This window comes from Krasilnikovia sp. M28-CT-15, from assembly GCF_047159595.1.
Taxonomy (GTDB): Bacteria; Actinomycetota; Actinomycetes; order Mycobacteriales; family Micromonosporaceae; genus Actinoplanes.
In genome coordinates, this window is the sequence record NZ_BAAGAK010000001.1 from 2,476,228 (window position 1) to 2,499,016 (window position 22,789).

Annotated in this window: 18 protein-coding genes and 1 tRNA gene; 15 read left to right on the forward strand and 4 right to left on the reverse strand. The window is 68.9% G+C overall.

All coding sequences use genetic code 11. The features are described 5' to 3' along the window. Positions 1 to 394: 394 nt before the first annotated feature. Positions 395 to 477: transfer RNA gene (locus ACMCNO_RS11730), tRNA-Leu, on the reverse strand. A gap of 127 nt (positions 478 to 604) precedes the next feature. Here ACMCNO_RS11730 and ACMCNO_RS11735 point away from each other — a divergent pair. The 11 genes from ACMCNO_RS11735 to ACMCNO_RS11785 all read left to right on the forward strand — a co-directional run bounded on the left by ACMCNO_RS11735 (position 605) and on the right by ACMCNO_RS11785 (position 12,356). After that, positions 605 to 1,222 (forward strand): ANTAR domain-containing response regulator, encoded by a 618-nt coding sequence (locus ACMCNO_RS11735; protein WP_412749436.1) that lies wholly within the window; start codon positions 605 to 607, stop codon positions 1,220 to 1,222. 216 nt (positions 1,223 to 1,438) lie between these two features. Beyond that, complete coding sequence (locus ACMCNO_RS11740) at positions 1,439 to 2,608, forward strand: branched-chain amino acid ABC transporter substrate-binding protein (RefSeq protein ID WP_412749437.1); 1,170 nt, start codon at positions 1,439 to 1,441, stop codon at positions 2,606 to 2,608. Positions 2,609 to 2,690: 82 nt separating this feature from the next. Continuing rightward, a complete protein-coding gene (locus ACMCNO_RS11745) occupies positions 2,691 to 3,641 on the forward strand; it encodes a branched-chain amino acid ABC transporter permease (RefSeq protein ID WP_412749438.1) in 951 nt (316 codons plus the stop codon). Between the two features lie 46 nt (positions 3,642 to 3,687). Further along, on the forward strand, positions 3,688 to 4,818 hold the full coding sequence (locus tag ACMCNO_RS11750) for a branched-chain amino acid ABC transporter permease (RefSeq protein WP_412749439.1): 1,131 nt from the start codon (positions 3,688 to 3,690) through the stop codon (positions 4,816 to 4,818). Between the two features lie 65 nt (positions 4,819 to 4,883). After that, positions 4,884 to 5,702 (forward strand): ABC transporter ATP-binding protein, encoded by an 819-nt coding sequence (locus ACMCNO_RS11755; RefSeq protein ID WP_412753678.1) that lies wholly within the window; start codon positions 4,884 to 4,886, stop codon positions 5,700 to 5,702. Further along, entirely contained in the window at positions 5,692 to 6,402 is a 711-nt protein-coding gene (locus ACMCNO_RS11760; RefSeq protein WP_412749440.1) for an ABC transporter ATP-binding protein, read from the forward strand. The genes ACMCNO_RS11755 and ACMCNO_RS11760 overlap by 11 nt, the downstream gene beginning before the upstream one ends. Before the next feature lie 32 nt (positions 6,403 to 6,434). Then, positions 6,435 to 7,337 (forward strand): ABC transporter substrate-binding protein, encoded by a 903-nt coding sequence (locus tag ACMCNO_RS11765; protein ID WP_412749441.1) that lies wholly within the window; start codon positions 6,435 to 6,437, stop codon positions 7,335 to 7,337. Positions 7,338 to 7,344: 7 nt separating this feature from the next. Continuing rightward, the gene (locus ACMCNO_RS11770) at positions 7,345 to 8,352 is read left to right on the forward strand and encodes an amino acid ABC transporter permease (RefSeq protein ID WP_412749442.1); all 1,008 of its coding nucleotides are present in this window, start codon (positions 7,345 to 7,347) and stop codon (positions 8,350 to 8,352) included. Then, the gene (locus ACMCNO_RS11775) at positions 8,349 to 9,125 is read left to right on the forward strand and encodes an amino acid ABC transporter ATP-binding protein (RefSeq protein WP_412749443.1); all 777 of its coding nucleotides are present in this window, start codon (positions 8,349 to 8,351) and stop codon (positions 9,123 to 9,125) included. The genes ACMCNO_RS11770 and ACMCNO_RS11775 overlap by 4 nt, the downstream gene beginning before the upstream one ends. A 54-nt stretch (positions 9,126 to 9,179) precedes the next feature. Beyond that, positions 9,180 to 11,870, forward strand: a complete 2,691-nt coding sequence (polA, locus tag ACMCNO_RS11780; protein WP_412749444.1) for a DNA polymerase I — start codon at positions 9,180 to 9,182, stop codon at positions 11,868 to 11,870. Positions 11,871 to 11,987: 117 nt separating this feature from the next. After that, on the forward strand, positions 11,988 to 12,356 hold the full coding sequence (locus tag ACMCNO_RS11785; protein WP_412749445.1) for an ArsR/SmtB family transcription factor: 369 nt from the start codon (positions 11,988 to 11,990) through the stop codon (positions 12,354 to 12,356). A gap of 154 nt (positions 12,357 to 12,510) precedes the next feature. On the opposite strand, the gene ACMCNO_RS11790 is transcribed toward ACMCNO_RS11785, so the two are convergent. Then, on the reverse strand, positions 12,511 to 13,362 hold the full coding sequence (locus tag ACMCNO_RS11790) for a class I SAM-dependent methyltransferase (protein ID WP_412749446.1): 852 nt from the start codon (positions 13,360 to 13,362) through the stop codon (positions 12,511 to 12,513). Between the two features lie 331 nt (positions 13,363 to 13,693). On the opposite strand from ACMCNO_RS11790, the gene rpsA reads away from it, so the two are divergent. The 3 genes from rpsA (at position 13,694) to uvrB (ending at position 19,051) form a co-directional block, all read left to right on the forward strand. Further along, positions 13,694 to 15,196 carry a 30S ribosomal protein S1 gene (gene rpsA, locus ACMCNO_RS11795; RefSeq protein ID WP_412749447.1) on the forward strand — a complete coding sequence of 501 codons (1,503 nt, stop codon included), beginning with the start codon at positions 13,694 to 13,696 and terminating at the stop codon, positions 15,194 to 15,196. 212 nt (positions 15,197 to 15,408) lie between these two features. Further along, complete coding sequence (coaE, locus tag ACMCNO_RS11800; protein ID WP_412749448.1) at positions 15,409 to 16,602, forward strand: dephospho-CoA kinase; 1,194 nt, start codon at positions 15,409 to 15,411, stop codon at positions 16,600 to 16,602. Positions 16,603 to 16,918: 316 nt separating this feature from the next. Next, positions 16,919 to 19,051: an excinuclease ABC subunit UvrB gene (gene uvrB / locus ACMCNO_RS11805; RefSeq protein ID WP_412749449.1), complete on the forward strand. Its 2,133-nt coding sequence runs from the start codon at positions 16,919 to 16,921 to the stop codon at positions 19,049 to 19,051. Positions 19,052 to 19,145: 94 nt separating this feature from the next. Here uvrB and ACMCNO_RS11810 read toward each other — a convergent pair whose 3' ends face one another. After that, a complete protein-coding gene (locus ACMCNO_RS11810) occupies positions 19,146 to 19,448 on the reverse strand; it encodes an antibiotic biosynthesis monooxygenase family protein (RefSeq protein ID WP_412749450.1) in 303 nt (100 codons plus the stop codon). Between the two features lie 385 nt (positions 19,449 to 19,833). On the opposite strand from ACMCNO_RS11810, the gene ACMCNO_RS11815 reads away from it, so the two are divergent. Beyond that, on the forward strand, positions 19,834 to 20,829 hold the full coding sequence (locus ACMCNO_RS11815; RefSeq protein ID WP_412749451.1) for a TerC family protein: 996 nt from the start codon (positions 19,834 to 19,836) through the stop codon (positions 20,827 to 20,829). A gap of 42 nt (positions 20,830 to 20,871) precedes the next feature. Here ACMCNO_RS11815 and typA read toward each other — a convergent pair whose 3' ends face one another. Continuing rightward, positions 20,872 to 22,737 carry a translational GTPase TypA gene (gene typA, locus ACMCNO_RS11820; RefSeq protein WP_412749452.1) on the reverse strand — a complete coding sequence of 622 codons (1,866 nt, stop codon included), beginning with the start codon at positions 22,735 to 22,737 and terminating at the stop codon, positions 20,872 to 20,874. Positions 22,738 to 22,789: the final 52 nt, after the last annotated feature.

Here is a 22,789-nt window from a genome sequence, read left to right on the forward strand (position 1 = left end):
CCCGACAGCCATCTGAGTGAAATAGCCCGCGCAGGAAATGCCCGGGGTGGTCATCAATGACCGGTTGTTGCCAATCGGCTAGGAAGATTGGCCTTCGTGTTTCGGGCGGGGCCAAAGGACGGGACCTTGGCGTCGGTGACGAGGTGACCGTCGCCGAGATAGAGGCCGAGTAGGTAGGCGTAGCTGGCCTGGTCTTCTGGTGGGCCAGGCACGGGTCGACATCGTGAACAACCAGTGGGCTCCGGGGGCCGTCTTAGCCGACGGCGCGGCAGGCCGAGGGAATGGCATACCGCTTTGAAGCGCATCCCGTCGGCCAGGAGTCGAGCCGCCTGCTCGCGAAGGTGGGGTGGATGCACTCCACCATTCTCGAACGTAGGTACGACGCTTCTGACGGTGCCGAGGGCGGGATTCGAACCCGCACGCCCTTTCGGACGGATCCTTTTGAGAGATCTGCGTCTGCCATTCCGCCACCCCGGCATGCTCGCGCGCACCGTGACATCGCCACGCTGACCCGAGCACGTCGAAGCTTACCCACTACGCTGAGGGCGGTGACACCCAGATACCCGGGTGTCGAGATCCATTGAGCGTTGGGGGTAGGGAATCCGTGGCGGACACGCAGGCGGGGGCAGAGCGCAGGCGGGTGCTGATCGCCGAGGACGAGGCGCTCATCCGGCTGGACCTGGCCGAGATGCTCGTGGAGGAGGGCTACGACGTCGTCGGCGAGGCCGGGGACGGCGAGGCCGCCGTACGCCTGGCCGAGGAGTTGAAGCCGGACCTGGTCATCCTCGACATCAAGATGCCCATCATGGACGGCCTGGCGGCGGCCGAGCGGATCGCGGGCGGCCGGATCGCGCCCGTGGTGATCCTGACGGCATTCAGCCAGCGCGACCTGGTGGAGCGCGCGCGAGCAGCCGGCGCGATGGCCTACCTGGTGAAGCCGTTCCAGAAGTCGGATCTGGTGCCGGCGATAGAGATCGCGCTCTCCCGGTACGCGGAGATCGCCGCCCTGGAGTCCGAGGTGGCGGGCCTGACCGACCGCCTGGAGACGCGCAAGGCGGTGGAGCGGGCCAAGGGCCAGCTGATGACGAAGTACGGAATGACCGAGCCGCAGTCGTTCAAGTGGATCCAGCGCACGGCGATGGACCACCGGATGACGATGCGGGAGGTCGCCGAGCGGATCATCGCGGAGGATCTGGAATCGGGGACCTCGGCGGGCTCTTGATCTTCGGCCGGCGGAGCGCTCAGTTGTGACACCTCCTCGCACCCAAACTGCACCCCACGTAACGGTTCGGTGAATGCCCGCCCGTCCCCTTACCCCCGGTGATGGGGTTGGGATAGCGTCCCGCCCCATGACGGGCCCGGGATGTGTCGTGGAGCACGCAAGTGCCAATCGACCTGCGGTGGCTCGATGGGTTCGGTATGGAGGAGGGGTCCAACCTTGAGGCAGGTTCTCGCACGAACCATCAGCGGGGTGGCCGTCATCGGCCTCATTGCCGGTGCTGCCGCTTGTAACAAGGACACGAGCAGCAGCAACAACGCGAGCGGTGGCTCGAAGTGCGGCAATTCGCTCGCGTTCTTCGGCGCACTGACCGGCCCGGCGGCCAACCTCGGTGTCAACATCGAGCAGGGCTTCGAGCTGGCGGTCATCCAGTACAACAAGAAGAACGGCGCCGACTGCATCACGGTCAAGAAGTTCGACTCGCAGGGCAGTGAGAAGGAGGCCGCGGGTGTCGCCCGTAGCCTGGTCGCCGACAAGAAGATCATCGGCATCGTCGGCCCGCCGTTCTCCGGCGAGTCGCAGGTGGCGAACCCGGTCTTCAACGAGGCGGGTATCCCGGCGATCACCCCGTCCGCGACCAACGTGACGCTGTCCACCAAGGGCTGGAAGGTCTTCCACCGGGCCGTGGGCAACGACAACTCGCAGGGCCCGGCGGCGGCCGCGTACATCAAGGACACGATGAAGGCGACCAAGGTGTTCGTCGCCGACGACCAGTCCGCGTACGGTCAGGGCCTGTCGGACGGTGTGAAGCAGGCGCTCGGCTCGCTCGTGGTGGGTACGGACAAGACCGAGGGCGACGGCAAGCAGACCGACTTCTCCGGTCTGGTGCAGAAGGTCGTCGGCAGTGGCGCGACCGTGCTGTTCTACGGCGGCTACTACGCCAACGCGGGCATCATCCGTAAGCAGCTGACGGCGGCCAACTGGAAGGGCACGCTGGTCGGTGGCGACGGCATGAAGGACCCGGGTCTGGCCAAGACGGCCGGCAACAAGGCGGCGGAGGGCACGATCGTGACCTGCCCGTGTTCGCCGGCGGAGAAGGCCGGCGGCACCTTCGTGGCCGACTACAAGGCGCAGTGGAAGGTGGACGCCGGTACGTACTCCGACGTGGCCTTCGACGCGGCGAACCTCTTCCTCGCGGGCATCGACGCGGGGAACACCACGCCGCAGAAGCTGATCGACTACCTGTCGACGGCGAACTACCAGGGTATTGCGAACACGTACAAGTTCACCTCGACCGGCGAACTGGACCCGAGCCTGCTGAAGGTCTGGGCGTTCAAGTTCGACGCCACTGGCAACCCGATCGCGGACCAGGAGATCAAGACTTCCTGACGGATTCGCTGTAACTCTTTGCCGGGACGGTGTGGCCGGATGACCTCCGGCCACACCGACCTCTTCGTTTCAGGAGCCCCTTGTGAACTTCTCTGGTCTGATCCACGACTTCGGGCCGCTGACGATCACCGGCCTGACGCAGGGGGCGATCATCGCCCTGTTCGCGCTGGGATACACCCTCGTCTACGGCGTACTGCGTCTCATCAACTTCGCGCATTCCGAGGTCTTCATGCTCGGGTCGTATGCGTGCCTGGTCCTGTGGGGCTGGCTCGGCCTCGACCAGAACTCCGCCACCCCGGGCCTCGCAGCGGTCATCGGACTGCTGCTGGTGGGCCTGGTGGCATCGATTCTGGTGTCCGGTGCGACCGCGCTGGCGGTCGAGTTCGTGGCGTACCGGCCGCTGCGGCGGCGTAACGCGCCGCCGCTGGCGTTCCTCATCACGGCGATCGGCGCCTCGCTGGCCATCTCCGAGTTGGTCGGCGTGCAGACGGACCGCAACGTCCGTGGTGTCCCGCCGCTGGTCCGCCAGGCCGACGTGATCGTGATCGGCGACACGCACATCACGAACCTGCAGATCGCGATCATCGCGCTCGCCCTCGGTTCCATGTACATCCTCGACCGGTTCATCAACCGGTCGCGGCTCGGCCGGGGTATCCGCGCGGTGGCGCAGAACCCGGACAGCGCGGCCCTGATGGGCGTGAACAAGGGGCGGGTCATCTCGCTGGTGTTCATGATCGGCGGCCTCATGGCGGGCGTCGCCGCGCTGATGTACGACCTGAAGATCGGTGGTACCCGGTTCGACGCCGGTTTCATTCTGGGCATCGAGGCGTTCACCGCGGCGGTGCTCGGCGGCATCGGCAACCTGCGCGGTGCGCTGGTGGGCGGTCTGCTGCTCGGTGTGCTGCAGAACTGGGCGGCGGGTCTGTTCGGTTCGGCGTGGTTGCACGCGGCCTCGTTCGTGCTGCTGGTCCTGATCCTTCTCTTCCGCCCGACCGGCCTGTTGGGCGAGTCTCTCGGAAAGGCGCGGGCATGACGGGCGGTAGCGGGCACGGCGGGTCGAAGGCCAAGGAGACACAGTCATGAGTAACCAGGAGACCGCCGGCGACGCGGTCACGAAGCCGGGCTGGCGTGAGTCGGGCGGTACGCGGGGTTGGTACGCCCGTCAGCCGGCGATCGTTCGCTGGATCGTCATCCTCGCCGTCGTGGCGCTGGCGTATCTGCTGCCGTATGTCGGCGACGTGCCCGTGATCGGCCCGCAGATCGTCACGCAGGGCGTGGACTGGCCGAGTGCCCTGTTCAACATCTCGTACTTCGTGTTGCTGGCGCTGGGCCTGAACGTGGTGGTCGGCTTCGCCGGCCTGCTGGACCTCGGGTACGTCGGCTTCTTCGCGGTGGGTGCGTACACGGTGGCGTTGCTGACGTCGCCGGACAGCATCATCCACACGCAGTGGGGGTGGCTGGCGGCGGTGCCGGTCGGCCTGGCGGCGACGATGATCGCGGGCCTGATCCTGGGCTGGCCGACGTTGCGGCTGCGCGGCGACTACCTGGCCATCGTGACGCTGGGCTTCGCGGAGATCATCCGGATCGTCGCGACGAGCGCGCCGGACATGCGTGGCGACCAGGGCTTCACGAACATCCCGCATCCGCCCGGTAAGGGCTCCGACGGCCTGCCGCTGTTCGGCGTGGCGGACGCGACGCCGTACTTCTGGCTCGGTCTGACGGTGATCATCCTGGTGGTGCTCGGGGTGCGGAACCTGGACCGCAGCCGGGTGGGCCGGTCCTGGCTGGCGATCCGGGAGGACGAGGAAGCCGCCGAGATCATGGGCGTGCGGACGATCAAGTACAAGCTGTGGGCGTTCGCGATCGGCGCGTTCATCGGTGGTCTCGGCGGCGTGCTGTTCGCGGGTGAGCAGGGCTTCATCAACTCCGGCACGTTCATCCTGCAGTTCTCGATCCTGGTGCTGGCCGGGGTGGTGATGGGTGGTTCGGGCAACATCGCCGGTGCGATCCTCGGCGGTGCGCTGATCTCGTACATCCCGGACCGGCTGCGCGGCATCGAATTGGGTGACACGGACCTGTTCGAGTACCGGTTCGCGATCTTCGGTGCGGTGATCATCGTGATCATGATCTTCCGGCCGCAGGGTCTGATCCCGAGCCGGCGGCGGGCGATGGAGCTGAAGGACCGGGAGAAGGAGGTGGCTCCGCAGTGAGCGAGCCGCACATCGAGACACCGCAGGAGTGGGACGAGGCGAACGCTCGCCGCGTGGACCTGCCGATCCCGACCGGTCCGGGGACACCCTCAGTCCCCGGTGCCGGCTCCAGCGACCTGTTGCTGGAGGTCGACCACGTGACGCTGCGCTTCGGCGGCGTGGTGGCGCTCAACGACGTCAGCTTCAGCCTCCGCAAGGGCGAGATCTTCGGGCTGATCGGCCCGAACGGCGCGGGCAAGACGACCTGCTTCAACGCGATGACCGGCGTGTACCGCCCGACCAGCGGCACCATCCGGTTCCAGGGCGAGCCGGTCACCGGGAAGAAGAAGCACGAGATCACCCGGTCCGGAATCGCCCGTACGTTCCAGAACGTCCGGTTGTTCCCGGAGATGACCGCGCTGGAGAACGTGATGGTGGGCGTGGACGCCCACCACAAGACCAGCGTGATCGGGGCGCTGTTCCGCCTCCCACGGCACTGGCGCGAGGAGCGGGTGGGCCGGGAGCGGTCGCTGGAGCTGCTGCGCTTCGTCGGCATCGCCAAGCGGGCGGGCGAGGTGTCCCGCAACCTCTCGTACGGCGAGCAGCGACGGCTGGAGATCGCCCGCGCGCTGGCGACGAATCCCACCCTGCTGTGCCTGGACGAGCCGGCGGCGGGCTTCAACCCGGCGGAGAAGGAGGAGCTGCTCGGGCTCATCCGCAAGATCCGTGACTCCGGGGTGACCGTGCTGCTGATCGAGCACGACATGCGCCTGGTCATGGGCGTGACCGACCGGATCGTCGTGCTGGAGTTCGGCAAGAAGATCGCCGAGGGGACCCCCGCCGAGGTGCGGGACAACCCGGCGGTCATCGCCGCGTACCTGGGAGTGCCGACCGATGCTGCTTGAGCTGGACAACGTCACGCTGCTGTACGGCCGCATCCAGGCCCTGCACGGCATCAGCCTGACCGTGGCGCAGGGCGAGATCGTGGCCCTGATCGGCGCCAACGGTGCCGGCAAGTCGACCACGATGCGGGCGATCTCGGGCCTGCGGCCGGTGGCGCAGGGCGCCATCCGCTTCGACGGCGAGGACATCACGAAGCTGCGCGCCGACCTGCGTGTGGTCCGCGGGGTGTCGCAGTCGCCGGAGGGCCGGGGCATCTTCCCGGGCATGACCGTCCGGGAGAACCTCGAGATGGGCGCGTACACCCGCAGGGTGCGCTCCGAGATCAACGAAGACATGGAGCGGGCCTTCACGCTGTTCCCCCGGCTGAAGGAGCGCGAGAAGCAGGTCGGCGGCACCCTGTCCGGCGGTGAGCAGCAGATGCTCGCGGTCGGCCGGGCGCTGATGAGCCGACCCAAACTGCTCCTTTTGGATGAGCCGTCCATGGGTCTAGCGCCGATGCTGATTCAGCAGATCTTCGACATCATCGTCGAGATCAATCAGCAGGGCACCACGGTGCTGCTGGTGGAGCAGAACGCACAACAGGCGCTGTCGCGCGCGCACCGCGCGTACGTGCTGGAGACCGGCAGGATCGTCAAGGCCGGGACCGGCGCGGAACTGCTGCACGACCCCGCCGTCAAGGACGCCTACCTCGGCGTCGCCTGAACCGTCGTACCCCTCACAAGGAGTTGTTGTTCATGTTCCGCACCGCCCCTGGTCGGCGCGCGATCCTCGGCCTCACTGCCGCGGCCGCTCTGACACTCTCTATGGCCGCCTGTGGTTCGGAGTCCGAGACCGGCTCGTCCGGCAAGGCCGTGCCCACGGCCTCGGCTGACACGTCGCTGGCGGACAAGGTGCCGGCCGACATCAAGTCGGCGGGCAAGCTGGTCATCGGCACGGACTCGTCGTACGCGCCGAGCGAGTTCCTGGACACCGACGGCAAGACGGTCGTCGGCTTCGACGTCGACCTGTTCAACGCGGTCGGCCAGAAGCTCAACCTCAAGACCGAGTGGCAGTCGGCGACGTTCGACAGCATCATCCCGGGCGTGAGCAGCGGCAAGTACACGGTCGGCGTCTCGTCCTTCACGATCAACCCGGACCGCCTGAAGGTGGTCAACATGGTCTCCTACTTCTCCGCGGGCACCCAGTGGGCGGCCAAGGCCGGCGCCACGGTCGACCCGGAGAACGTCTGCGGCAAGAAGATCGCGGTCCAGACCGCGACGGTGCAGGTCGACGACCTCAAGGCGCGCTCGAAGAAGTGCACCACGGGGGGCAAGCCGGCGATCACGATCGAGCAGTACCAGAAGCAGTCCGACGCCACCAACGCCGTGGTGACCGGCAAGGACGAGGCCATGCTGGCCGACTCCCCGGTCGTCGCGTACGCGGTGAAGCAGACCAACGGGCAGCTCGCGCTGGTCGGCGACATCTACGACTCGGCGCCGTACGGCTACGCCGTGAGCAAGAAGCAGACCGAGTTCGCCAACCTGGTCCAGCAGGCGGTTGCGGCGCTGATCGCGGACGGTACGTACAAGACGATCCTGGACAAGTGGGGCGTCGGCGCGGGTGCGATCACCACGCCCGCGGTCAACCCGGCGTCCTGAACCGCGCATGAGCGATCAGATGCAGTCCGAACGGGCACGGCCTGAGGCGATCAAGGCCGTGCCCGTGCGGCACCCCGGGCGGTGGGTCACCATCGCGGTTCTCGCGGTGCTGACCGCGATGTTCATTCACATGCTGGTGAGCAACGACAACTTCCGCTGGTCGTTCATCTTCTCCTCGTACGCCGAGGGCAAGCGCGGCGTGATGTTCACCGGCCCGGTCCTGCAGGGCCTGTGGGGCACGATCCTGCTGACGGTCTTCGCGATGCTGATCGGCATCGTGCTGGGCATCGTCATCGCGATCATGCGGTTGTCGGACAACCCGATCCTGAGCCGGGTGGCCTGGGTCTACACGTGGTTCTTCCGCGCGGTGCCCCGTCTGGTGCTGGCGATCCTGTTCGGCAACCTGAACATCCTGTGGAGCCGGGTCGGCTTCGGTCTGCCGTTCGACAAGCAGATCGGCCAGCTGTTCGGCATCGACAACTTCAACGGGCAGTTCTACAGCATCAAGGCGAGTGACCTGCTGGCCGGATTCGTGGCCGGCATGCTCGCCCTGGGCCTGTCCGAGGCCGCGTACATGGCCGAGATCGTCCGGGCCGGCATCCAGTCGATCGATCCCGGGCAGGCCGAGGCGGCGGTGGCGCTGGGCCTGTCCCGCGGGCAGGTGCTGCGCCGGGTCGTCCTGCCGCAGGCCATGCGAGTGATCGTGCCGCCGACCGGCAACGAGGTCATCGCGATGGTCAAGGACACGTCGCTGGTGGCGTTCGTGCCGGTGACCGGCGAGTTGTTCTTCCAGTTGCAGGCGGTCAGCGCACGGACGTTCATCGTCCTGCCCGTGCTGGTGGCCGCGGTGATCTGGTATCTGATCCTGTGCAGCGTCCTGATGGTCGGGCAGTTCTTCCTGGAACGGCACTTCAGCAGGGGCTACGGCACGGCCAGCAAGGCCAAGCGGCGCCTGCGCAACATCGAGATGGAGCAGGGCGGCCGCATCACGGTGGAGGGCGGTGCGACCCCATGACCAGCAACGGTACGGCCGAGATGGTGCGCGCGGACAACGTGCACAAGTCGTTCGGCAGCGTGGAGGTGCTCAAGGGCGTCGACCTGGTGGTCAAGCCCGGCGAGGTGTGCTGCGTGCTGGGCCCCTCCGGCTCGGGCAAGTCGACGTTCCTGCGCTGCATCAACCACCTCGAGAAGATCAACGGTGGCCGGATCTTCGTCGACGGGGACCTGGTCGGCTACCGCGAGCGCCGCGGCAAGCTGTACGAGCTGAAGGACCGCGAGGTGGCCGCGCAGCGCCGGTCCATCGGCATGGTGTTCCAGCGGTTCAACCTGTTCCCGCACATGACAGCGCTGGAGAACGTCATGGAGGCCCCCCTGCGGGTCAAGCGGGAGAACAGGACCGCGACCCGGGACCAGGCCCTCGCCCTGCTCGACCGGGTGGGTCTGGGCGAGAAGACCGGCAACTACCCGTCGCAGCTGTCCGGCGGGCAGCAGCAGCGGGTGGCGATCGCCCGGGCGCTGGCCATGCGGCCGAAGCTGATGCTGTTCGACGAGCCCACCAGCGCGCTCGACCCGGAGCTGGTCGGCGAGGTCCTCGACGTCATGAAGGACCTGGCCCGCGACGGCATGACGATGGTCGTGGTGACCCACGAGATCGGCTTCGCCCGCGAGGTCGGCGACTCCCTGGTCTTCATGGACGGCGGGGTCGTGGTCGAGCAGGGCAACCCGCGCGACGTCATCGGCAACCCGCAGCACGAACGAACGAAGGCATTCCTGAGCAAGGTGCTGTAAAGCGGGCGGGGCGGTCGGCGGAGTTGTCGTAGGTCGCGACTAGAGTTCAGCGACGTGAGCGACGACGCCCAGACCCCCCGCTTGCTGCTGCTCGACGGCCACTCGCTGGCCTACCGGGCCTTCTTCGCGCTGCCGGTGGAGAATTTCTCCACCCAGACCGGCCAGCCGACCAACGCCGTGTTCGGCTTCACGTCGATGCTGATCAACATGCTGCGCGACGAGCAGCCGACCCACATCGTGGTCGCCTTCGACGTGTCCCGGCAGTCCTTCCGCACGGAGAAGTACGCGGAATACAAAGCGGGCCGCTCCGAGACCCCGCAGCCGTTCAAGGGCCAGGTCAGCCTGGTCAAGGAGGTCCTCGAGGCGCTGCGCATCCCGGTGGTGGAGAAGCCGGGCTACGAGGCCGACGACGTCATCGCCACCCTCGCCACCCAGGCCCGCGAGTTGGGCATGGAGGTGGTCATCTCCACCGGCGACCGGGACGCGTTCCAGCTCGCCGGCGAGCACGTGACGATCCTCTACCCGGTGCGGGGCGTCTCCGAGGTCTGGCGGATGACCCCCGACGCCATCGAGAAGAAATACGGCGTCGGCCCCGAGCGCTACCGCGACAAGGCCGCACTGGTCGGCGAGACCAGCGACAACCTGCCCGGCGTGCCCGGGGTCGGCGACAAGACCGCCGCCAAATGGATCAATCAGTACGGCGGCCTCGACGGCATCGTGGCGCACGTCGACGAGATCAAGGGCAAGGCGGGGGAGAACCTGCGCGCCCACCTCGCCAACGTCCTGCGCAACTACGAGATCAACGCCCTGGTCTGCGATCTGGAGCTGCCGCTGGGCCCGGCCGACGTGAAGTGGCCGGGCTGGGACCGCGAGGCGGTGCACCAGGTCTTCGACGCGCTGGAGTTCCGGGTGCTGCGCGAGCGGCTGTACTCGTACCTCGAGGCGGTGGAGCCGGAGGCAGAGTCCGGGTTCGACCTGTCCGGCGCGGTGCTGCGCACCGGTGAGGTGGCGGCGTGGCTGCGCGAGCACGCCGGCGTCGCCCCGGTCGGCGTGGCGGTCACCGGCCGCTTCGGCCGCGGCACGGGCGCCCTGACCGGGATCGCGGTCGCCACCGGCGACGGCCCCGCGGCCTGGTTCGACCCCACCACCCTCGATGAGAACGACGAACGCGCGGTCGCCGCGTGGCTGGCCGAGCCGAGCCGCCCCAAGGTGATCCACGACGCGAAGCCGGCCATGCTGGCCATGCGGGCGCACGGCTGGGCGCTGGCCGGGGTGCGGGTCGACACCGCCCTCGCGGCCTACCTGGCCAAGCCGGACCAGCGGGCGTACGACCTGACCGACCTGGCGCTGCGCTACCTCAAGCGGGAGCTGCGGGTGGACGCCCCCGACGACGGCCAGCTCACCCTGGAGGGCCTCGGCGACGACGGTGCCGCCGAGGAGGGCGTGATGCTGCGCGCCCGCGCCACCCTCGATCTCGCCGATGTGCTGACCGAGGAGCTGTCCCGCGACGGCGGCGAGTCGCAGCGCCTGCTGGCCGACGTGGAGCAGCCGCTGGAGGTCGTGCTCGGCGAGATGGAACATCTCGGCATCGCCGCCGACACCGAGTATCTGTCCGAGTTGGAGGCTCATTTCGCCGCCGAGGTGAAGGCCGCCGCCCAGGCCGCGCATGCCGAGGTCGGCCGCGAGTTCAACCTCGGCTCCCCGAAGCAACTCCAGGAGATCCTGTTCACGGAGCGGAACCTGCCCAAGACCAAGCGGATCAAGTCCGGGTACACCACGGACGCCGACGCGTTGCAGGGCCTGTTCGCGCAGACCGCCGACCCGCTGCTGGCGCATCTGCTGCGGCACCGCGACGTGGCCAAGCTCAAGTCCACCGTGGACGGGCTGCTCAAGTCGGTCTCCGACGACGGCCGCATCCACACCACGTTCAACCAGACCGTGGCGGCGACCGGGCGGCTCTCCTCGACCGACCCGAACCTGCAGAACATCCCCATCCGCACCGAGGAGGGCCGGCGCATCCGCCGCGCGTTCATCGTGGGGGAGGGCTTCGAACAACTGATGACCGCGGACTACAGCCAGATCGAGATGCGCATCATGGCGCACCTGTCGGGCGACGACGCGCTCATCGCGGCGTTCAACTCCGGCGCGGACTTCCACGCCGCCACCGCCTCGTCGGTGTTCCACCTCCCGGTGGAGCAGGTCGGGCACGAACACCGGCGCAAGATCAAGGCGATGAACTACGGCCTCGCGTATGGGCTCAGCGCGTACGGCCTGTCCAACCAGCTCGGCATCGCGGTCGAGGAGGCCCGCGGGCTGATGGAGGAGTACTTCAGCCGGTTCGGCGGGGTCCGCGACTACCTGCAGGCGGTCGTGCGCCGCGCGGTGCAGGATGGATACACCGCCACCATCCTCGGCCGCCGTCGCTACCTGCCCGACCTGAGCAGCGACAACCGGCAGCGCCGGGAGATGGCCGAGCGGATGGCGCTCAACGCCCCGATCCAGGGCTCCGCCGCCGACATCATCAAAGTCGCGATGCTGCGCGTCGACGAGGCGCTGCGCGAGACCGGGCTGCGTTCGCGGATGCTGTTGCAGGTCCACGACGAGCTGGTGTTCGAGGTGGCCGCGGGCGAGCGCGAGGCGCTGGAGGAGCTGGTGCGCAGGGAGATGGGCGGGGCGTATCCGCTGTCCGTGCCGCTGGAGGTCTCCGTGGGCGTCGGCCGTGACTGGGACGGCGCCGACCACTGAGTCGCGCCGTGCCGGCCCGGGGAGGCGGGTCGCAGCGGCGACCGCGCCGGCATCGGGACGGAGCGTCCTGACATCGATACGTTCGCGTACTTGCCCCGCTTTGCCAAGCTGGGCCCCATGCGAGCAACGATCGAGACGAAGCCCCGGGCGTCCTCCTGGACACCGGTGGTTCGGGGGGCGCTCGACGCCAATCAGGCCACCGCGGTCGCGCCGATGTTCAAGGCGCTGGGCGACCCGGTGCGCCTGCGACTGCTGTCGATGATCGCGTCGGCGGGCGGCGGCGAGGTGTGCGTGTGCGACCTCACCGGCGAGTTCGACCTGACCGGCCCCACCATCTCCCACCACCTGAAGGTCTTGCGGGAGGCCGGGCTGGTCCACAGCGACCGGCGCGGCACCTGGGTCTACTACCGGCTCGTGCCCGGCGCGTTGGCGGGCCTCGGCGACCTGCTCGACGTCAGCAGCCTGGCCACCTCTGCCGCCCGCTGAGCCGCGCCCGCTCCCTCCGTCCACCTTGCAACCGCCGGTCGACTGCGATAGCCGCTGGCTACGGCGCTCATCGGCTGCGGCGCCCGCCGGTTGCGGTGTCCGCTGGCTGCGGTGTCCGCTGGCTGCGGCGCTCGTCGGCTGCGGCGCGCGAGGGTCAGTGCAGCTCGGCGACGAAGATCGCGCTGCCGGGGAACAGCCGGCCACGCAGCGGGCTCCACTGGCCCCACACCTGCTCATGACCCTCGGGCCACTCCGGCTCCACCAGGTCGCGCAACAGGAATCCAGCCGCCACCAGTTCGCGGACGCGGTCGCCCAGGGTGCGGTGCTGTTCGACGTACCCCGGCACGCCATCGGTGTCCTGCTCGACGTAGGGGCGCCGGTCGAAGTACGAGTGGACGGCCAGCAGCCCGGCCTCGCCCGGGTCGTCGAGGAAGATCCAGCGCATCGGGTGTGTGATGGAGAACACCCAGCTGCCGCCCGGGCGCAGCACCCGGGCGACTTCCCGCATCACGCGTTGCGAGTCGGCCACGAAGGGCACGGCCCCGAAAGCGGTGCACACCACGTCGAACGTCCGGTCGGGGAAAGGCAGGGCCAGGGCGTCGGCCTGGAGCAGTGGCACCCGCACGCCGCTGCGGGCCGATGCCATCCGGGCGTGCCGCAGCATGCCCCCGGACAGATCCATGGCGACCACCTCGGCGCCCTGGCCGGCCAGCCAGCGGGCACCGGCCGCGGCCCCACAGCCCAGTTCGAGGATCCGCCGACCGGACACGTCGCCCAGCAGCCGCGCGTCTGCCTCGCGCAGTCCTTCCGGGCACCACACGAAGTCGGTGTCGCCCAGGAACGCGCCATGCTCGGCCTGGTACTCGTCGGCGTCCGCGTCCCACCATCGGCGGCTGGCGACGCGGCTCTCGTCGTCGGTGACGGGCCGGCGGGTGACGGCCGGTGCGGCGTCGGCGGTGGGTTGCGCTTCGATCACCAGGGCAACGGTACGGGTGCGGGGGTCCATCGCCGTGTTTCGCCGTCGGCTCACTCGCGCCCGGGCCTGGCGAAACGGGGACAAAACGGCCGGATTGCTGGGTTCCGTCGAAACATTGTGCCGCCGTCATCAGGAGGGCTTGCAACCTGTGGTAATGCGCACGGTAAGCTAGTCGATGCGCTCGCGGATCGTGTGCCTCGGCAGGGAGCAGGCTCCGTGGTCGTCGGTCCCAGCCCGTGCAAACTAGCTTGATCAGGCGCTCGATTGCCATGATCACGACGGATGTTCGCGCTGTGCCCGCCGGCAGTTCCGCCGGGCGCGTGAGACACCACGAATCCATCCGTTCGGAGCAACAGTCCACATGACGAGCAGCATCGAGGCCACCTCGAGCGCCCCCAAGGTCACCGTCGACGACATCGGCTCGGAGGAAGCATTCCTCGCGGCGATCGACGAGACCATCAAGTACTTCAACGACGGCGACATTGTCGAAGGCACCGTCGTCAAGGTCGACCGGGACGAGGTCCTGCTCGACATCGGCTACAAGACCGAGGGTGTCATCCCCTCGCGCGAGTTGTCGATCAAGCATGACGTGGACCCCGCGGAAGTGGTGTCGGTCGGAGACCACATCGAAGCCCTTGTCCTCACCAAGGAGGACAAGGAGGGCCGGCTGATCCTCTCGAAGAAGCGGGCGCAGTACGAGCGCGCCTGGGGCACCATCGAGAAGATCAAGGAGGACGACGGCGTCGTGCGCGGCTCCGTCATCGAGGTCGTCAAGGGTGGCCTCATCCTCGACATCGGTCTGCGCGGCTTCCTGCCCGCCTCCCTGGTCGAGATGCGCCGGGTGCGCGACCTGCAGCCGTACGTGGGTCGTGAGCTCGAAGCGAAGATCATCGAGCTGGACAAGAACCGCAACAACGTGGTCCTGTCCCGCCGCGCGTGGCTCGAGCAGACCCAGTCCGAGGTCCGCACCGAGTTCCTCAACAAGCTGCAGAAGGGCCAGGTCCGCAAGGGCGTCGTGTCCTCCATCGTCAACTTCGGCGCCTTCGTCGACCTGGGCGGTGTGGACGGCCTGGTGCACGTCTCCGAGCTCTCCTGGAAGCACATCGACCACCCGTCCGAGGTTGTCGAGGTCGGCCAGGAGGTCGAGGTCGAGGTGCTCGACGTCGACCTGGACCGCGAGCGCGTCTCGCTGTCGCTCAAGGCGACCCAGGAAGACCCGTGGCGCCAGTTCGCCCGGACCCACGCGATCAACCAGATCGTCCCGGGCAAGGTCACCAAGCTGGTGCCGTTCGGCGCGTTCGTGCGCGTCGACGACGGCATCGAGGGCCTGGTGCACATCTCCGAGCTGGCCGAGCGGCACGTCGAGCTGCCCGAGCAGGTCGTCCAGGTCGGCTCGGACGTCATGGTCAAGGTCATCGACATCGACCTGGAGCGGCGCCGGATCTCGCTGTCGCTCAAGCAGGCCAACGAGGGCTTCGTCGAGGGCGAGGAGCACTTCGACCCCACCCTCTACGGCATGGCCGCGACGTACGACGCCGAGGGCAACTACATCTACCCGGAGGGCTTCGACCCGGAGACGGGCGAGTGGCTCGAAGGCTTCGACAAGCAGCGCGAGGCGTGGGAGAAGCAGTACGCGGACGCCCGCGAGCGCTGGGAGGCCCACACCAAGCAGGTGCAGACGTCCCGCGAGGCCGAGGCGGAGGCCGCGCTCAACCCGGCCCCTGCGGGCGGCGCAAGCGGTCCGTCGTCGACCACCTCCAGCTCGCCCGCCCCGGCGCGCGCCGCGGAGGAGCCGGCCGGCACGCTGGCCACCGACGAGGCTCTCGCCGCCCTGCGGGAGAAGCTCGCTGGAGGCAAGAGCTGATCAGGTCAGCCTGACCACGAAGGCCCGTCCGCGATCGTTGCGGGCGGGCCTTCGCCTTTGCCGATGGTCCGCGATCGTCGCCTGGCGGGCCTCATGGCTTTCCCCCGCCCGTCCCGGCCCCCGTTGCCTCCGGGCCTCGTTGCCTCTGGGCGCGCCGTGTGCTCCCGGCCCGGCTGTGCGACGCCGATCTCGGGGCGCACTAGGCTGACGGCGTGTTGATGGTCGGGCTCACGGGTGGCATCGGTGCGGGAAAGAGCGCGGTCGCCCGGCGGCTCGTCGACCGGGGTGCCGTCCTCATCGACGCGGACCGGCTGGCCCGCGAGGTCGTGGCCGCGGGCACGACCGGATTCGTGGCGGTCGTCGAGGCGTTCGGCACGGAGGTCGTCGGTGCCGACGGGGAACTTGACCGCCCCGCACTCGGGGCGCGGGTGTTCGGTGACGAGGCGGCCCGCCGTCAGCTCGAAGGCATCATCCATCCCCGGGTACGCGCCCGGACCGCCGAGCTCGCCCTTCAGGCTCCCGCCGACGCGGTCGTCGTCAACGACGTGCCGCTGCTCGTCGAGACCGGCCTGGCCCCGTCGTATCACCTGGTCGTCGTCGTCGAGGCCGACGCGCAGACCCGGGTCGGCCGGCTGGTCGGGCAGCGCGGCATGACCCGTGCGGACGCCGCGGCCCGGATCGCCGCGCAGGCGGACGACGCACGCCGCCGCGCCGCCGCGGACGTCGTGCTCGACAACGACGCGGGACTGGCCGAACTCGACGCCCGGGTCGACGCACTGTGGCAGGCGCGCCTGCGGCCGTACGAGGAGAACCTGCGGGCCGAGCGCGCGGCGGTCGGACATCGCGGGCCGTGTGTGGTGGGGCCCGATCCGGCCTGGCCCGCCCAGGCCGAGCGCAGCATCGCGCGGATCAGGCACGCGTTGCGGACGCGGCTCGGCCGCGACGCGGACGTCACCCACATCGGTTCGACCGCGGTGCCCGGCCTGCCCGCCAAGGATCTGATCGACCTCATGCTGGCGGTCGACACGCTGGCGGACGCCGATGCGCTGGCCGGCGCCCTGGCCGCAGCGGGCCTGCCCCGCCGGCCGGGGGAGTGGGCCGACAACGCCCGGGGTGTCCCGGGCGAGACCTGGCCGAAGCGGCTGCACGGCAGCGCCGATCCGGGCCGGCCGGTCAACCTGCACGTGCGGGTGGCCGGTTCGCCGGGCTGGCGGTTCGCGCTGCTGATGCGCGACCATCTGCGCGCGGTGCCGTCGGCCCGGGACGAATACGCGGCTGCCAAGCGACGCTGGGCGCGCGAGCATCCGGACGTGGGAGCCTACGCGGAGGCGAAGGAGCCGTGGTTCGACGCCGAGGCCCTGGCCGCGGACGACTGGGCGGAGCGGACCGGCTGGCAGCCAGCCTGAGGCCGGACGGGCGGACAGCAGAGGGCGCTCGCGGCGGCCGGTCAGCGTCATACGCGACCACCCGCAGGTGCGCTCGCCGGCCTTGGCCGGGGCTGCAACCTCGGTGCCGACGCGAGCGGGCCGTTGTCGGGCCCGGCCGGTCGGGCGGCCGCCGCGAGCGGCCTACCGGCTCAGGCTAGGGGAGCCGCGCAAGTGCCCACAATGCCCGGGGCCGAGGCGGAATTGGCACTCTCCGAACACCCCTCGAAGGCCCGGGCCGGGGTCGACGTCGCCGGGGCGGGCGAAGTTGTCGGACCCCCGTCGTACCGTAGGCGTCATGGCGCTCGACATCCCTCGACTCGACGGCCGCTTCCAGGTCATCAGCGACTACCAGCCCGCCGGTGACCAGCCGGCTGCCATCGACGAGCTGGAGCGCCGGGTCCGCGCCGGGCACCGAAACGTGGTCCTGCTCGGTGCGACCGGCACGGGCAAGAGCGCGACCACGGCCTGGCTCATCGAGCGCCTGCAGCGGCCCGCGCTCGTGCTGGCTCCCAACAAGACCCTCTGCGCCCAGCTGGCCAAGGAGTTCCGCGAGCTGATGCCGCACAACGCGGTCGAGTATTTCGTGAGCTACTACGACTACTACCAGCCCGAGGCCTACATCCCGCAGACCGACACCTACATCGAGAAGGACTCCTCGGTCAACGAGGAGGTCGAGCGGCTGCGCCACTCGGCCACGATGTCGCTGCTGACCCGCCGCGACACCGTGGTGGTCGCCACGGTGAGCGCCATCTACGGCCTGGGCACCCCACAGGAGTATCTGGACCGCAGCGTGACCCTGCGCGTCGGGGCGGAGATCGACCGCGACCAGTTGCTGCGCCGGCTCGTGGAGATCCAGTATTCGCGTAACGACATGTCGTTCCAGCGGGGCACGTTCCGGGTCCGGGGCGACACCCTGGAGATCATCCCGGCATACGAGGAGCTCGCGGTGCGCGTCGAGCTGTTCGGCGACGAGATCGAGAAGCTCTACTACCTGCACCCGCTGACCGGTGAGATCGTCCGCGAAGTCGACCAGCTGATCATCTTCCCGGCGTCGCACTACGTGGCCGGCCCGGAGCGGATGGAGCGGGCGATCCGGGCCATCGAGGCGGAGCTGGAGGACCGGCTCGCCGAGCTGGACCGGCAGGGCAAGCTGCTGGAGGCGCAGCGGCTGCGGATGCGCACCACCTATGACATCGAGATGATGCGCCAGGTCGGCTTCTGCAACGGCATCGAGAACTACTCCATGCACATGGACGGCCGGACGTACGGGGAGCCGTCCTTCACCCTGCTGGACTACTTCCCGGACGACTACGTCACCGTCATCGACGAGTCGCACGTGACGATCCCGCAGATCGGCGGCATGTACGAGGGCGATGCCTCCCGCAAGCGCATGCTCATCGAGCACGGTTTCCGGCTGCCCAGCGCCGCGGACAACCGGCCGCTGCGATTCGACGAGTTCCTGGAGCGGGTCGGTCAGGCAGTGTTCCTCTCCGCGACCCCCGGCCCGTGGGAGCTGCAGCAGTCCGGCGGGGAGTACGTCGAGCAGGTCATCCGGCCCACCGGCCTGGTCGATCCGCAGGTGGTGGTCAAGCCGACCAAGGGCCAGATCGACGACCTCATGCACGAGATCAGGTTGCGCACGGAGCGCGACGAACGGGTCCTGGTGACCACGCTGACGAAGAAGATGGCCGAGGACCTGACCGACTACCTGCTGGAGAACGGCATCCGGGTGCGCTACCTGCACTCGGAGGTCGACACCCTGCGCCGGGTGGAGCTGCTCAAGGAGCTACGCAAGGGCGACTACGACGTGCTGGTCGGCATCAACCTGCTGCGCGAGGGCCTCGACCTGCCCGAGGTGTCGCTGGTCGCCATCCTGGACGCCGACAAGGAGGGCTTCCTGCGCAGCGGCCGCTCCTTGATCCAGACGATCGGGCGGGCGGCCCGCAACGTCTCCGGCGAGGTCCACATGTATGCCGACAAGATGACGCCGTCGATGCGTGACGCCATCGAGGAGACCGACCGCCGCCGCGCCAAGCAGATCGCCCACAACGAGGCCAACGGCATCAACCCCGAGCCCCTGCGCAAGAAGATCCACGACATCCTCGACGACATCTACCGGGAGGCCGAGGACACCGACACCGCGCTGGGTGGGCACGGCCCCGGCGGCCATGTCGTCGGCGGTGGTGGTAGGCAGATGTCCCGGGGCAAGGGCCCGGTGCCGGAGACGCGGTCCAAGGCGCGCGGCGCGGCGCGGCCCGCCCGCGAGGGCATGGCCCGCGCCGAGCTGGCCCAGCTCATTCAGGACCTCAACGAGCAGATGCTGGGCGCCGCCCGCGAGCTGCAGTTCGAACTGGCGGCCCGGATCCGCGACGAGGTGGCCGAGCTGAAGAAGGAACTGCGCGGCATGGACGTGGCCGGCGTGCGCTGACCCCGGCTGCGTGCGGTGACCCCGGCTGCGTGCGCTGACCCGGGCTGCGTGCGCTGACCCGGGCTGCTTGCGCTGACCCGGCGGACGGGTCGGCTCAGGCGCCGTCCGGGGTGACGTCGGTGAAATGCTCGACGACGGGCGGGTTCGCGAAGTGCTTGCCGATGAGGGCACGCCACTGGGCGAACCGCTCGGTGCCCCGGAAGTTCTCCTCGTGGGCGGCGACGCTGTCCCACTCGACGAGCAGCACGAACCGCGACGGTGACTCGATCCCGCGCGTCATGCGTACGGAGCGGCAGCCCGGAGTGCCCGCGAGCACCGGGTGCCCCTGCCGGTAGTCCGCGACGAACGCGTCCTCGTGGCCGGGCAGGACGTCGATGAGGGCGACTTCGAGAACCATGGTCGACACCCTAGACCACGATGATCACCTCGCCGCGTGACCCAAACACGCTATCCTCCTAGGACGCTCAGCAGATAGTGGCCCGATTCACACGCTGGTGAGGTCGAGTTGTCCCTGAATAGGCAATTAGCGAAAGAGAGCCTTCACACCCTTTCCGTGGCGGTGTGCAGAAACGGCCTTCCATGGGCGAGAATGATGGGCGTAGGAGGGGAGTATTCCCCCGCACCGGCGTCGTCAACACGGTTTCTGCCCCCTGAGGCAGACCCGGGGCCGGTGGTCGCGTCCCCCCTCAAGGGCGCGGCGGAAGAGACCTCCGACAGTCGCACGTCGCTGAGCTCCGTCGAACCGACGGCGTGGCGATGCACCGTGTCTGCCGGAGGTTTCATTGAATGTCTCTGCCTGGGTGTGGATCGTCACCCTCGTCGCGCTGGCCGCGGTTCTCGCCGTCGACCTGCTGATCGTGGGCAGGCGCCCGCACGAGCCGAGTATGCGGGAGGCGGGCGGCTGGGTAACCCTGTACGTCGGGCTCGCCCTGCTGTTCGGGCTCGGTGTGTGGGCGACGGCCGGCGCCCGCTACGCGGGTGAGTTCTACACCGGGTGGCTCACGGAGTACAGCCTCTCGGTCGACAACCTCTTCGTCTTCGTGCTCATCATGGCCCGGTTCGCGGTGCCCCGGCAGTTCCAGCAGAAGGTGCTGCTCATCGGCATCGTACTGGCGCTGCTCATGCGGGGCGCCTTCATCGCCGCGGGCGCGGCGCTGATCGCCCAGTTCTCCTGGATCTTCTATCTCTTCGGGGCGTTCCTGGTCTACACGGCGATCACGCTGGTCCGGCAGGGCGGGAACGACGAGGACGACTTCAAGGAGAACGTGCTCATCCGGTGGGCCAAGCGGGCCTTCCCGGTGTCGAGCTCGTACGACAGCGGGCGCATGAGGATGACCGCCAGCACGGGGCAGCGGCTGTTCACGCCGATGCTGATCGTGATGATCGCGATCGGAACCACCGACCTGATCTTCGCCCTGGACTCGATCCCGGCGATCTTCGGCATCACCAAGGAACCGTTCCTGGTCTTCACCGCGAACGTGTTCGCGCTGATGGGCCTGCGGCAGCTGTACTTCCTGCTCGGCGGCCTGCTGCAGCGGCTGGTCTACCTCAACATCGGGCTCGCGGTGGTGCTCGGCTTCATCGGCGTCAAGCTGGTCTTCGAGGCGCTGCACACCAACCAGGTGCCGTTCATCAACGGCGGTCAGGGCGTGCCGTGGGCGCCCGAGATCCCGATCTGGCTGTCGCTGCTGGTCATCATCGGCACTCTGGGGGTGGCCACCGCCGCCAGCCTGGCCAAGTCGTCGCGCGACCGCCGCAAGGAACTGGTCAACGCATAGGCGCGACGGGGTGCGGGCGCGCGCGCCCGCACCCCGTCGGCGTCACTGCTGGTGCTTGCGGCGGGCCGCCGCCCGGCCGCGGGTCTGCTGGTCGAGCACGACCTTGCGGATGCGTACGGCGGCGGGCGTCACCTCGACGCATTCGTCCTCGCGGCAGAACTCGAGGGCCTGCTCCAGCGACAGCTTGCGCGGCGGGATCAGCTTCTCGGTCTCGTCCGCGGTCGACGAGCGCATGTTGGTGAGCTTCTTCTCCTTGGTGATGTTGACGTCCATGTCGTCCTGGCGGCTGTTCTCGCCGACGATCATGCCCTCGTACACCTCGATGGTCGGCTCGACGAAGAGCTGGCCGCGCTCCTGCAGGTTGGTCATGGCGAACGCGGTGACCACGCCGGCCCGGTCGGCGACGAGCGAGCCGTTCTGGCGGGTCCGCAGCTCGCCGAACCACGGCTCGTAGTCCTCGAACAGGTGGTGCATGATGCCGGTGCCGCGGGTCTCGGTGAGGAACTCCGTACGGAATCCGATGAGGCCGCGGGCGGGCACCAGCCATTCCATGCGCAGCCAGCCGGTGCCGTGGTTGATCAGTTCTTCCATCCGGCCCTTGCGGGTGGACAGCAGCTGGGTGATCGCGCCCATGTACTCGTCGGGGGCGTCGATGGTGAGCCGCTCGACCGGCTCGTGCACCTTGCCGTCGATGGTCCTGGTGACCACCTGCGGCTTGCCGACGGTCAGCTCGTAGGACTCGCGCCGCATCTGCTCCACGAGGATCGCGAGGGCCAGCTCACCGCGGCCCTGGACCTCCCAGGCGTCCGGGCGCTCGGTGGGGAGCACCCGCAGCGACACGTTGCCGACCAGCTCCTTGTCGAGCCGGTCCTTGACCATGCGGGCGGTCACCTTGCCGCCCTTGACCTTGCCGACCAGCGGTGAGGTGTTGGTGCCGATGACCATGGAGATGGCCGGCTCGTCGACCTGGATCAGTGGCAGCGGCTTCGGGTCAGCGGCGTCGGCGAGGGTCTCACCGATCATGATGTCGGCGATGCCGGCGACCGCCATGATGTCGCCGGGTCCGGCGCTCTCGGCGGGCTTGCGCTCCAGGCCCTCGGTGATCAGCAGCTCGGAGATGCGTACGTTGCTGATCGTGCCGTCGGTCTTGCACCAGGCGACGGTCTGGCCCTTGCTGATGGTGCCCTCGTGCACGCGGCACAGCGCGAGCCGTCCGAGGAACGGCGAGGCGTCGAGGTTGACGACGTGCGCCTGCAGCGGCGCGCCCTCGGTGAACGTCGGGGCCGGGATGGTGTCGAGGATCGTGCTGAACAGCACCTCGAGGTCGGTGCTGTCGTCCGGGACGGTGCCGTCCTTGGGCTGCGTCAGCGAGGCGATGCCATCGCGGGCGCAGGCGTAGACGATCGGGAACTCGATCTGGTGCTCGTCGGCGTCGAGGTCGAGGAAGAGCTCGTACGTCTCGTCGACGACCTCCTTGATCCGGGCGTCCGGCCGGTCCACCTTGTTGATCACCAGGATGATCGGCAGCTTGGCGTGCAGCGCCTTGCGGAGCACGAAACGGGTCTGCGGCAGCGGGCCCTCGCTGGCGTCGACCAGCAGGACGACCCCGTCGACCATGGTCAGGCCGCGCTCGACCTCGCCGCCGAAGTCGGCGTGGCCAGGAGTGTCGATGATGTTGATGGTGACGGGCGGGCCGTCGGCGGGCTGGTAGCTGATCGCCGTGTTCTTGGCGAGAATCGTGATGCCCTTTTCCCGCTCCAGGTCCATGGAGTCCATGACGCGGTCGGCCATCTCGCCCCGCGCGTGGGACTGGCTCCCCTGGCGCAGCATGGCGTCGACCAGGGTGGTTTTGCCGTGGTCGACGTGGGCGATGATGGCGACGTTGCGTAGGTCGGTGCGGGTCTGCATGCCCCCCATTGTCACGGAGTCAGGTTGCCGAGGGCGTCCCGGGGTCGCACCC